This is a genomic window from Chitinophagales bacterium, from assembly GCA_020636495.1.
Taxonomy (GTDB): Bacteria; Bacteroidota; Bacteroidia; order Chitinophagales; family Chitinophagaceae; genus UBA5543.
Map to the genome: position 1 here is coordinate 3,237,252 of JACJXQ010000008.1, position 12,336 is coordinate 3,249,587.

General features: G+C 43.9%; 9 protein-coding genes. 2 read left to right on the plus strand and 7 right to left on the minus strand.

The window, feature by feature from the left end:
• Window positions 1–14 precede the first annotated feature (14 nt).
• Window positions 15–986: a 6-phosphofructokinase gene (pfkA, locus tag H6550_14520; protein ID MCB9047345.1), complete on the plus strand. Its 972-nt coding sequence runs from the start codon at window positions 15–17 to the stop codon at window positions 984–986.
• Window positions 983–1,954: an endonuclease gene (locus tag H6550_14525; GenBank protein ID MCB9047346.1), complete on the plus strand. Its 972-nt coding sequence runs from the start codon at window positions 983–985 to the stop codon at window positions 1,952–1,954. Before pfkA ends, H6550_14525 begins: the two co-directional genes overlap by 4 nt.
• Window positions 1,955–1,957: 3 nt before the next feature.
• Here H6550_14525 and H6550_14530 read toward each other — a convergent pair whose 3' ends face one another.
• From H6550_14530 to H6550_14560, 7 genes are all read right to left on the minus strand, one after another.
• Entirely contained in the window at window positions 1,958–5,725 is a 3,768-nt protein-coding gene (locus H6550_14530) for an SNF2 helicase associated domain-containing protein (GenBank protein ID MCB9047347.1), read from the minus strand.
• A 93-nt stretch (window positions 5,726–5,818) separates the two neighbouring features.
• Window positions 5,819–7,258: an inorganic phosphate transporter gene (locus tag H6550_14535; GenBank protein ID MCB9047348.1), complete on the minus strand. Its 1,440-nt coding sequence runs from the start codon at window positions 7,256–7,258 to the stop codon at window positions 5,819–5,821.
• A gap of 26 nt (window positions 7,259–7,284) precedes the next feature.
• Window positions 7,285–7,932, minus strand: a complete 648-nt coding sequence (locus tag H6550_14540) for a DUF47 domain-containing protein (protein MCB9047349.1) — start codon at window positions 7,930–7,932, stop codon at window positions 7,285–7,287.
• A 114-nt stretch (window positions 7,933–8,046) separates the two neighbouring features.
• The gene (locus H6550_14545) at window positions 8,047–9,291 is read right to left on the minus strand and encodes a porin (protein ID MCB9047350.1); all 1,245 of its coding nucleotides are present in this window, start codon (window positions 9,289–9,291) and stop codon (window positions 8,047–8,049) included.
• A gap of 183 nt (window positions 9,292–9,474) precedes the next feature.
• Window positions 9,475–10,521: an ABC transporter permease gene (locus tag H6550_14550; protein MCB9047351.1), complete on the minus strand. Its 1,047-nt coding sequence runs from the start codon at window positions 10,519–10,521 to the stop codon at window positions 9,475–9,477.
• 18 nt (window positions 10,522–10,539) lie between these two features.
• Window positions 10,540–11,652 carry a DoxX family protein gene (locus H6550_14555; protein ID MCB9047352.1) on the minus strand — a complete coding sequence of 371 codons (1,113 nt, stop codon included), beginning with the start codon at window positions 11,650–11,652 and terminating at the stop codon, window positions 10,540–10,542.
• 63 nt (window positions 11,653–11,715) lie between these two features.
• On the minus strand, window positions 11,716–12,261 hold the full coding sequence (locus tag H6550_14560) for a DUF1599 domain-containing protein (GenBank protein MCB9047353.1): 546 nt from the start codon (window positions 12,259–12,261) through the stop codon (window positions 11,716–11,718).
• Between the last annotated feature and the right edge of the window lie 75 nt (window positions 12,262–12,336).

Here is a 12,336-nt window from a genome sequence, read left to right on the forward strand (position 1 = left end):
ATATGGGTAACAAGATCAGTAAAATAGGCATCATGACATCGGGAGGTGATAGCCCGGGCATGAACGCAGCCGTCCGTGCAGCCGTACGAACAGCCATCTATAATAATATTGAGGTGTACGGTATTTACCGAGGATACCAGGGCATGATAGAGGGAGATATCTTCCACATGCAGACAACTGATGTGTCAGACATTATTCAACGTGGAGGTACGATACTGAAGACTGCACGTAGCAAAGAGTTCATGACCGATGCAGGCATGCAAAAGGCATATGAACAATTACAGCAACACGGCATTGAAGCATTGGTAATGATAGGCGGCGATGGTACATTCAGGGGTGCTGTGAACTTTTTCAAAAAGTACACTATTCCCGCAATAGGCATGCCGGGTACCATTGACAAAGACCTGGCCGGAACTGACTTTACCATTGGTTTTGATACAGCTGTTAATACCGCAGTAGATGCGATAGACAAAATAAGAGATACCGCCGAGGCACACGACCGTCTGTTTATAGTAGAGGTGATGGGGCGAGATGCCGGGTATATTGCTTTGCACAGTGGTATTGCCTGCGGAGCTGAGGATATACTGATACCGGAGACCATTACCAATATAGAAGATGTACTGAACAGAATAGACCATGACGAACGCAGAAAAAAAACAGTGCATATACTGGTAGTGGCTGAAGGTGACGACTTTGGCGGTGCTGAAGATGTGAAGAGAAAAGTGCTTGAGCGTTTCCCGAACAAAGATGTACGCGCTACCATACTCGGGCATATACAACGTGGCGGCAGTCCCACATGCGCCGACAGGATACTTGCCAGCAGACTGGGCTATGCATCTGTAAATGCATTGATAGAAGGCAAAACACAAATGATGGCGGGCATCATCAACGGACAGGTGGTTTTCACGCCGTTTGAAGAGGTAGTGAAACAAAACGCTATTGTAAGCGATGATATGCTGGACATGATAAGGGTACTTTCTACATGAGAAACAAAATAAACTTACCGCTGCTGCTACTCATATTCGTATTGGGCAGTTGCGAGGCAAAGGACAATAAAAAATCTTATACAGTTGCATTCTATAATGTTGAGAACCTTTTTGATACTGTAGATGACCCTGCAACCAATGATGACGAATTTACCCCCAAGGGAGCATACCGTTATACTGAGAAGGTATATAAACAGAAGATACACAATATAGCCACAGTAATAGGTAAACTGGATGCTGCTATAATAGGGCTGGCAGAAGTAGAGAACAGCACTGTGCTGAATGAGCTCATTCAGCAACCCGAGTTGCAAAAACGTCATTACAAATACGCATGGTTCAACAGCCAAGACCCCAGGGGTATTGACGTAGCCCTACTGTACGATACCGATATCTTCAGCCTGGTAAGATCGTACACGATACCTGTAAAAATGAAAGGCCTGCACACTCGTGACGTACTGTATGTATGTGGTGTATTGCAAGACGACACAATACACATATTGGTCAATCACTGGCCCTCAAGAAGGGAAGGCGTTCGGGAATCAGAGCCCAAACGTATTGCCGTGGCAAAAGTGAATAAAAAAGTGGTTGACTCATTGCTGGGCAGAAATAGTCAAAGCAATATCATTATCATGGGAGATATGAATGACAACCCGGACAACAACAGCATTGCACAGGTATTGGGGGCAAGCTCTAAAGGAAAGCTGAATAACCCGTGGCTATCAGGCTTTCAATCAGGCAAAGGCACCTCCGTATATCAAAAACAATGGGATCATTTTGACCAGATAATTATTTCACGTTCATTAAGCGGAAATAAAGGCCTGCATATGGAGTCAGCAAAAATATTCGATGCAGATTTTATCAGGAATACAAAATTTGAAGACGCTTACCCATTACGTTCTTTCAAAGGATATAACTGGGTCAATGGCTACAGCGACCATTTGCCGATATATATCAGGTTAATAAAATAACTGTTAGCTGAACAGGAATGCAATATCTTCCTGTGTTAGTTTCTTAAGCATGGCATTATCTTCAGACACCAGGTCGCTGGCAAGAGCACGCTTGCGCTCCTGTAGTATCAACATTTTTTCTTCAATAGTGTCTTTACAGATCAACCTGTAGGCAAAAATATTTTTTGTCTGCCCTATACGGTGCGTACGGTCAATGGCTTGCTGTTCTACCGCGGGATTCCACCATGGGTCTACTATATACACATAATCTGCCGCGGTAAGGTTAAGACCTATACCACCGGCCTTTAGCGATATGAGGAACACCCTGCAAGACTCATCGTTCTGGAAACGTTGTATCTCCCGCTCTCTTTCCGTAGCGCCTGTGCTACCATCAAAGTAGGCATATGGTATTTTTTCTTTTTCCAGCTTCTGCCTGATCAGCCCTAACATACCCAGGAACTGCGAGAATATCAGCACCTTGTGGTTACCGGTGTTTTCCGTTATCTCTCTTGACAACTCATCCAGTTTCACGGAGTGGTTCTCATACCGTTCATCTTCATTAAGTATTGCCGGCGAATCGCAAATCTGGCGTAGCTTGGTAAGGCCCTGTAATATGTGCATCTGCGACTTCTGCATACCTTGCTGTTCTATCATACCCAGTATCTGCGACTGGTAGGCACTCCTGAAATGTTCGTACACTTTGCGTTGCTCTTTCTCCATTTCGCAATACAACAGTGTCTCTGTTTTTTCAGGCAGGTCTTTGGCCACCTGTTCTTTAGTGCGGCGCAACAGGAATGGGTAGGTCAGTTTCTTCAATTGGTCTACTATCTCGCGTTCCTGGAATTTATCTATAGGTGTAGCAAACTCGTTCATGAAAAACTCCCTGCTACCCAGTATACCGGGGTTCAGGAAGTTGAGCTGTGCGTAAAGGTCAAATGTGTTATTCTGCACGGGTGTACCGCTGAGTGCCAACCTGTTTTTTGTGTTCAGTAACAAAGAGGCCTTGGCCACCTGCGATTGCGGATTTTTGATAGACTGCGATTCATCCAGCAGTGCATAATCAAAAGGCATTTCTTTCAGCATCCTGATATCACTACGCATAGTACCGTAGGTAGTAATAATGATATCAAAATCAACAAACTCCTCAGGGTTAAGCGTGCGCTTGGGTCCGTGGTGTATCTTGTAAGTAATATTCGGTGTAAATTTTTGTATCTCTTTCTCCCAGTTGTATATCAGCGTGGTAGGACAAACGACCAGGAACTTAGCCCCTGCATGTTTCTCCTTGTAGTGTAAAAAGAAAGCCAAAGCCTGCACGGTTTTACCAAGACCCATATCATCTGCCAAAATACCGCCCCAGCCTGCTTCGTTGAGAAACACCAGCCATTGGAAACCAGCCAACTGGTAGGGTCTCAGTGATGCCTTCAGCGATGCCGGCGGTTTCATATCACTGAAGTTATTATCAATAATGTGCGACAACTTTTCTTTCTTCTGCTCCAGCTCTTCTACCATGGCATCTTCGTCCAGGTCTTCCAGCATCTCGTCCAGCACACTGAAGTGGAATTTCTTCAACCTTAATTTGCCCCCCTTCTCCTCACCCATTTTTATAAGGAGCGCATATTTCTGCAACCACTCTTCAGGCAATAACCCTATTGAGCCATCACCCAGCTTGATGAAATTCTGTTTTTGTTTAATGGCGCGTTTCACATCTGTGATACCTACTGCCTGATCGCCAAAAACGAGCTCTACTGTCGTATCGAACCAGTCTATGCCGCTGCCTACTGTAATGCGTGTTTTTGGTTTATTGGTATTGATGCGCAGGTTCTTCAGCTGTTCAAAACCAAACAACTCCACGTTCCAATCCTTCATTTCTTCTACAAAACGGAAGAACCAGTTTTGTGCCAGTACTGATGTAGCAATGATATAAAAGAAGTTTTCTCTCATATTCTGCTGCATATCCGTATGCAGGTTACGCAGCATATGAATAAAGTTCTGCTCGTCGTCCTCGTTGCGCTGTATCACTTTTACGATACCATCTTTCGGCTCTATCACATCGCCAAAGAACCCCCATTCTATTTCCACACCTGCGTACACAAAGGCGGGTTTCAATACCAGCATTTGTTCTCGTTCACGCAGATACAGCCTGTACTCCGGTTTTACTTTATCCAGCCTTTCTATTATCTCCTCGTCAAACACCACATGCACCAGTTGGCTCCACTTCATCAGTTTCTCCGACAAGAAATTATTCCACTCATCTGCAGCTACAGTGATCCTGCCATCCGGCATGAAATCATCCATAAGCGCCACCTCTGCCTGGCTGGAGAGTGCATATATCCTGAAATCATGTTCTGCCAATGCATTGTTCAGCAGCTTCACCTCGTTAAAGGGAATGTATGTATCCTCCACATTCCACGATAACTCCACTTCATAATTATCGTTTTTCTTTACAACACTCAACTGCGGGTGTATCTTTTTGCCGGTAAACTCTATCGCTTCTATTGTTTTAGAAGACAATCCACCCGCACCACGATTGATAAAACAAAGGTGATGACCGGAATAACGGTCCAGTAGCTTCTGATATTTAGGCAACAGGTACTCCCATACCTGTTCTTTTACTTCCTCGTTAGGTACATCTTTCAGCACCTGGTGATAGTCGTCATACAGGTCGCCGAAGGGCAGGTTCTTTTTCAGGTATTTCATTACCTCTATAGGATGAAACTTCCTGGTGGCAGGAATCAGCTCACGTTCATCATGCCTGTATTTGTGCGCATTGATATATTGCTGCAATTCCAGTACTTCAATACCATTAATAAACCCCTTGTTCTCACTTTCTTCATCGGTTACACCACTCACCAGGGCTACATTCACAAACGGATACCAATTAGCACTTGTATCCAGCACAATGCCCAGACGTGCCTGTGCGGGTTTCTCGGGCGCCTCCATCTCTGCTAATACAGGCTCTTGTTTTTGCTGTGCCACTACTTTAGGTTCTGTAGATGGTGCTGATATTTTTTTGATACTCTTATCCAATACCCTGAGAAAAGGCTTACCATTCTCATAAGTAAACTCAAATTTACCGGCCAGGTCATCGTCAAGGCTATATCCATATAAACTCAACAGTTTGTTCTTCTGTATATCCCAATCCTGCATCGACTGGAAATACTGGTGACCATATGCTTTTAGTATCTGTAGCAGCAATGTGGCCTTGTGCAGGCACACCGGGTAGTCCTTTTCATCGCAACCACAGGAAGTATCAAAGTATTTTTCTTCGTTACGCCTGATTATGACTTTATATGTATGGTCGCCATCCGGCACCTCTGCTTCTACGCTATCACTTTTTTTCTCGGTGATGATCGCAGCGGTTTTATTGGCCATCTCCTGCGCATGTTCCATTATCTCACTGCCGGTAAATACGCGTATCATCTGCATGTTTACCTGGCGCATACGTATTACGGTATGCTTCTGGTCATATTTGATATCGGTATTCTCAAAGAAACCACTTTGCAACAGGTCATTGAGTTGAAACAGCGCAGCTACTTCATGCCGGCATATCTCGCCCAGATTGTATGGGCACTGGCATCTGACGGAGAGGTGATCGGTCTCCATGTATTTATTAATGGTAACCGTATAGTAGTTCTGGTATACATCATTACGCACCCTGAAACGCACCTGCTCCAGCAGGTGGTCCACATCCAGCATCTGTACACCCGAGGTAAAGAATATCTTCTTACCTCTGCGTATTACTTCTTCTGTTCCGTGATTATATATGTGTCTTAATAGTGGTGGTAATGACATTAAGGGACTACTGTTTTGAAAAAAGCAACATCAAAAGTACAAAAAAAGCACCGTATAACGGTGCTTCATATTAATTAAATGTCTGTTAATCGGTTATAGAAAAAGATTGAATATGAAATATATTATTGCAGCCATGAGTCCGCTTACAGGTATGGTCAGTATCCAGGCCCAAAGCAGGTTGATAGTTACGCCCCAACGAACAGCAGATAAACGTTTGGTGGCACCTACCCCGATAATAGCGCCGGTAATGGTGTGAGTGGTACTTACAGGTATCTTCAGATTCTCTGTCAGGAATAGTGTTATGGCACCAGCGGTCTCAGCGGCAACCCCTTCAAACGGTGTTACTTTAGTGATACGTGTACCCATGGTCTTGATGATCTTCCAACCGCCGCTGAGCGTGCCCAGAGATATGGCTGTGTAGCAAGCTAATGGCACCCAAACAGGCATCTGGTCAAACGATTCAATAGTACCGCCTGCTATTAATGCGGCAGTAATAATACCCATAACTTTCTGTGCATCGTTACCACCATGGCCTATACTGAAGATAGCAGAAGACACCAACTGCATTCTCTTGAACCACCGTTGTGAGCTGGCCACGTTCAGGCTGCTGAGGAACAGTGTAAAAACACTCATAACAAATAATACAAATGCCATGAGTATCCATTTGAAGTTATGCCCGTAGAACATGACCCACCACATCCGGCTACTATAGCCGGTATCGAAAGTTGATTGCAGGGTCACTTCTTCATTATTTCGGATAACATGAACCGTTATTTGCTCCCCATTATGATAATTATCAAATGCATTGCCGAGTTTCTTAGGGTTATTTACCGGAATATCGCCAATAGCAGTAATGACATCACCTTTCTTTATTTTTATGAGGTTAGCCGGAGATTTATGTCCAACATCTTTTATTGCTACGCCATGGTCCACCACTTTTTCTTTATCCGCTTTCAATCCCATCAATTCGTATGTATTAGTAGTGAGTACGTTTGACAGAACGAATATCATCGTGATGATCACTCCTATTGACACCAACTTGGGTAAGATGCTTTTTCGGAAGGCATTAATAAACCATAAGGATATAATGAACGCCATGATCATACCTACCAGAGGTGCCAACACAATAAAGCTCACGGTTTTGATAACAGGTTCAGGGTTGATAGAGTTGAAGCCGGCGTGTGCTATCGCTGCACCTGCAAAACCACCTATCAAAGTATGTGACGAGCTGGATGGAATACCGTACCACCATGTCAGCAGGTTCCAGAATATGGCAGCAACCAGGCCTGATATAATAACGGGCAAGGTGATAAAATCAGCTTTTACCGTTTTGGCAATAGTATCTGCAACGCCATGGTCTTTAAAAATAAAAAAGGCAACAAAGTTGAAAAAAGCAGCCCATACCACAGCCTGGAATGGGGTCAGTACTTTTGTTGAAACTACTGTAGCTATTGAGTTGGCCGCATCGTGGAACCCATTGATAAAATCGAATATCAGTGCTAATGCTATTATTATTATCAGGAATACTGTCATAACAATGGTTCGGCTATACTTTTATACTAAGCGTATTTGATAATAATTGATTCGATTACGTTGGCTGCGTCTTCACACTTATCCGTCACTATCTCCAACATCTGGTAGAGGTCTTTCTTTTTAATGATCTCTACAGGTGGATTATTGGATGAGAATAAAGCGCTCATGCCCCTGTCCAGCAGGTCGTCGCCTTCATTCTCAAGGCTGTTAATAGTTACACAAGCTTCTGTGATAGACCGCAGGTCGCGCATATTGCGCAATTCCAATATACCCTTATGCAGAGCGTTGATGGCTTTACCGATGATCTCTGCAAACTCCCTTGTTGTATCATCTATCTCCTCGATATTGTAGTTCATCATACGCTTGGCAGCTCCCCAGGTATAATCCGCAATATCATCCAATGCTGTTGCCAGGTAGTGTATGTCTTCCCTGTCAAATGGTGTGATGAAATTGCTGCCCAGCTCGATGAATATCTTGTGTGTGATCTCGTCGTTCTTATGCTCCCACTCCTCCAGGTCTTTCAGCATACCTGCCCTTACCCTGATATCCTTTTCATTGATAGCCTTCGTAAAAATGCCTGACATTTCTTTGAGGTTATTAGCCACCTCCTCAAAAAGGTTGTAGAAAACCTTGTCTTTAGGCATAAAAATCTTAACAAAAGAACCGAATCCCATATTTAATTGTTTATCGTTGCAAACACGCCGCAAAAGTATCTTACTTGTGCTGCCATTAAAAATTGTTATTAAAACTTAATAATTAATTAACCGTAGTCATTTATATACTCACATCTAAAAGCTGTACTGTACCCTTACAGTCAGTACGTTATCTTTTATATCTTTTGTATATCCGTTCAATACGGTTGTTTCATTTGTAACAATATCATACCACACAAAAAATTTCATGTGAGGATTTGCGTAATACACCCCGCCGAAACCAAAAGTATCATAGCGTATATCTGCTGCTGAAAATCCTTTTGATTTATCTATCTCATTTCCACTTACTGTAGTATTCGGGTCGTACCAGTCGTATTTCAAAACAAGTTGTGCCTTTTCTGTACCCAAGTGCTGGAGAAAGTAAAAATAGGCCCCATTAAACGGACGAACATATAAAGGTAAGTTATTATTCAATTTATCAGTAGGATACGAGCCAGGAGTTTGTGAAGTGCCTGATGTTGCTGATTGCAAACCTGTTATATACTCAGCCCTGAATTCTGTTGCGCCTTTGCGATTGGGTATCTTCACCTGAACATCTCCGCCATAATACCTGCGTGGTGCTACTTTACCAATGTTGCTATTAACAGAATCTGTGTACGGGACATACATACTATTCTGCTGTTTCATCGTATAGTACATTGGCGATTGATTAATAACACCACCCTGTAACGTAGAGAATGCTGCAGATACAACCACACCCAATGGCTTTATCGTTTGCGGCTTCATAGATATCCGTCCGATAATATCCTTTCTGCTGTCATATTCTGCAGGTCCGGCAAGCCCTTGTCCGTTAAAAACCCCTACATCTGCTTTCAACCATTTTAACCTTGCTTTCTCTTTCCGCGGCGAAAAGGTCAACATGACGCCCATATCCCGTTCCGTCTTCATAAGTATCTGTGACATCCTACCCCTCTCAGGAGTTTCCCTGTTTGATGAGGACAGGTTCACTTCATAACTGAACGGACGAGCAAACATACCTGTAGTTATGGCAAAATACTGCCATTTATTCTCATAGAACCGTCCCCAGAAATCGCGGATATTGACTCCGCGCTCTGTTCCGTCAAACTGGAATACAAAGTTAGTAGATGACTGATGATCTTTATTATAATGTGCGTAATCCAACCTGATACGCCCCCGACGCAACATAAACCTGCTGTCTACATTCTTGGGGAAATCACCGCCTGCATAACTCTCAATACCGCTACCTTCGGCAACCTGGAACTGGGGCTGCATATAGCCACTTATCCTTAGGGCATTATAGTTCTGATACATAGCAAAAACGCCACGTCCCATATCTGTTGTCGTATCTACAAGGTCCATCAGAAAACGTTGAGCTTCCACTTCTTCAGGGAAAATGGCTACTGCCAATATCAGTAAATACCGCTTAATACGCATCAGATATTAATTTGCGTGCAAATGTATGCTGACGGTCATTACTTAACAATATGGTAATCCAAAGTTAACCTTTTGGTAATATTGGGGTTATATTATAGTAGTATGCCACTATAACCTTACCCTTGGATCTATCCTGGCATACAGCATATCTGTCAGCAGGTTGATGATAATAAACAGACCGGCAGTAAGCAGTACAGAGCCCATCACTACCGGGAAATCGAATTTATCCAATGCCTCTACGGTTATTTTGCCTATACCCTTCCAGCCGAATATATATTCAATAAAGAATGAACCTGCCAGCAATTCTGCCAGCCAGCCAGTTACGGCTGTCACCACGGGGTTGAGAGCGTTGGGCAGTGCATGTCGCCATACTACCTGTCCTGTATTCAGCCCTTTTGCATAAGCGGTACGTATATAGTCCTGCGAAAGCACATCGAGCATAGCACTGCGTGTTAGCTGGGTAATAATGGCCATTGGCCTGATACCCAAAGCAATAGCGGGAAGAATAAGGTTTTGCACAGCCAGTTGCCTTCCTGTAAATGCATCATATTCCCAAAGGCTGCCCGTCATATTCAGCCCGGTAACAGCATGCAGTAAGTATCCTAATACATAGGCGATAACCAACCCCGCAAAGAATGATGGCATAGATATACCCGCTACACTGGCAGCTATAGAGGCAGTATCCATCCAGGTACCTTTTTTCAGGGCTGCAATAATTCCCAGGAAAACACCCGCGACCGTTGCCAGCAACATGGCAGTCAGTGCCAATATTAACGTGCCGGGCAATGCCTCACCAAGCGTGGTAGTAACTTCCTTTTTGCTGCTGTATGAACGGCCCAGATATGGCCATTTCAATACCAGGCAGTGTTCCCCGGCAGGAATGAGTTGAATGAAATGATATTTTTCCTGCTCTGCTTTTTCGTGCCATCCTATAGGGGAAATATCATTGAGGTACAGGCCGTAACGTGTGAACAGAGGCTTATCCAGGTTCATATCGCGGCGGGCATTCTCTATCGAGGCTTTGTCTGCACGTTGTCCCATAACAAGACGTGCAGGGTCGCCGGGCAGCACATTGAATAAAAAGAATACCAATGTGACCACCCCCCACAATACCAGCAGGCTATACCTGATACGTTTTGCTAAAAACCGGAGCACCTTTAAAGATACACTTTCTTAGTGCTTGATGATATCCGGGGATGGATAATCGCGGTAGCTCCATTTGCCTTTGATAACACCCTGCTCTATGAGCATCAGGCCCGGGTCTGTACGCAGGGCCGTTTTACTTACGGTACGATCCAGCACCAGCAGTTCTGCCTGGTTCAGGCCGTATTTATCTACAAAAGCATAACCCTCTTCTTTATTGTCAGAACAGAGGATATAAAAAGGTACACCCTGTGCTTTGCAGGCACTGATCAGTTCCTTTAACTTATCCAGGTTATCCATACGAGCATTTTTAGTATCACGCACATACAGCAGGAAAGTATAGCCAGGTGTTCCTAATATCTGGCTGGTATACTCATTACCGTCATAGTCGGTAATAATATAATCTTTGATCTTCGGCTCTGCATTACCTTTTTTCACCAGCTTGTCTATCCTGTCCACAAATTTCCAGTTGGTGTCCTGCCATGGATAGTTCTCCATAGTAAATTCCTTCTTCACCCCGTCTTTTTCATATATCATAATGTTCTTATACTGGTCAGGAATAGCGCCTTCGGGTATCTGCCTGTCCTCTATCATGTTCACCCCTACTTTGAACGGCAGGCAATCCCAGGCCGGCAGGTGCTCCAGCCTGTACCATTGAAAACCGAACGCGAAGAACACGGTCAGGATCATCAGCGAAGTGCCGGTATAACCACCCAGCAGTGGCTTGATACGGTCGCGGTAAATAAACAACACGATGCCCAGCACCAGCAATACAACGTCTTTCCAGAAGGTCTCTGTATTAGATATCTTGATACAGTCACCGAAACAACCGCACTCTTTTATTTTGCCTGAGAACAACACATAGGCCGTAAGGAAGGTAAAGAACGTAATGAGCAGCAACAGCAGGAATGAGAATACCCTGTATGCATAACCCAACAATACGGCAACACCCGCTATTATCTCGAAACCTATCATGAGTACAGATAAGGTAAGTGAGAACGGCATCATCCAGTACATATGCCACACCTCGAAGAATTCATTCATTTTATAGCTCAGCCCCATGGGGTCGTTGGCCTTTATCAATCCTGAAAAGATGAATAATACACCTACAACTATGCGAATGATCCAGAGTACGTATTTCATAAAAGGTCCTGCGTTTGCGATTTAATGACAGTGAATATAATAACAGCGATAGGTAAAAAAATGTTAAGCTTTCTCCTCGCTCATTTTTATCAGGGCGAATATGCCGTAGTTGACAATATCGGCAAAGTTGGCATCCATACCTTCAGATACGATGGTTTGCCCGTCGTTGGCCAGTATCTGTTTAATGCGCAGGAGCTTCACCAGTATCAGGTCGACAAATGACGCCTGCGACATATCGCGCCATGCCTCGCCATAGTCGTGGTTCTTCTGCATCATCAGGGCTTCTACCTCGCCCGATTTTTTCTCATACCACTCTTTGGCTTCGGCAGCGGCCATATCAATATTATCATCACCTTTCAGGTCTGACTGGATGAGGGCAATAATACCATAGTTGACAATACCTATGAATTCAGAATGTATGCTGTCCTCTATCTTCTGCTGCCCTTTCTCCTGTATCTGCCTGATGCGCCACGCCTTGATATATATCTGGTCTACAATAGATATGGGGCGTAAAACACGCCATGAAGTGCCGTAGTCGCTGGCTTTTTTTACAAATAAGTCTTTACATTGTGCTACAATGCCCTGGTATTGTTCTGTAGTATTAGGCATGGTCTTTTCGCTGCTTAACGTATCCTGCATTTTAATATTTAATAGCCGATGAGTCTCAAAAATACAGTTTTACTC

Excerpts from the sequence above, each read along its gene's own strand:
- H6550_14525 (MCB9047346.1), top strand. The coding sequence starts at position 983 with ATGAGAAACAAAATAAACTTACCGCTGCTGCTACTCATATTCGTATTG.
- H6550_14530 (MCB9047347.1), bottom strand. The coding sequence starts at position 5,725 with ATGTCATTACCACCACTATTAAGACACATATATAATCACGGAACAGAA.
- H6550_14535 (MCB9047348.1), bottom strand. The coding sequence starts at position 7,258 with ATGACAGTATTCCTGATAATAATAATAGCATTAGCACTGATATTCGAT.
- H6550_14540 (MCB9047349.1), bottom strand. The coding sequence starts at position 7,932 with ATGGGATTCGGTTCTTTTGTTAAGATTTTTATGCCTAAAGACAAGGTT.
- H6550_14545 (MCB9047350.1), bottom strand. The coding sequence starts at position 9,291 with ATGGACCTTGTAGATACGACAACAGATATGGGACGTGGCGTTTTTGCT.
- H6550_14555 (MCB9047352.1), bottom strand. The coding sequence starts at position 11,652 with ATGAAATACGTACTCTGGATCATTCGCATAGTTGTAGGTGTATTATTC.
- H6550_14560 (MCB9047353.1), bottom strand. The coding sequence starts at position 12,261 with ATGCCTAATACTACAGAACAATACCAGGGCATTGTAGCACAATGTAAA.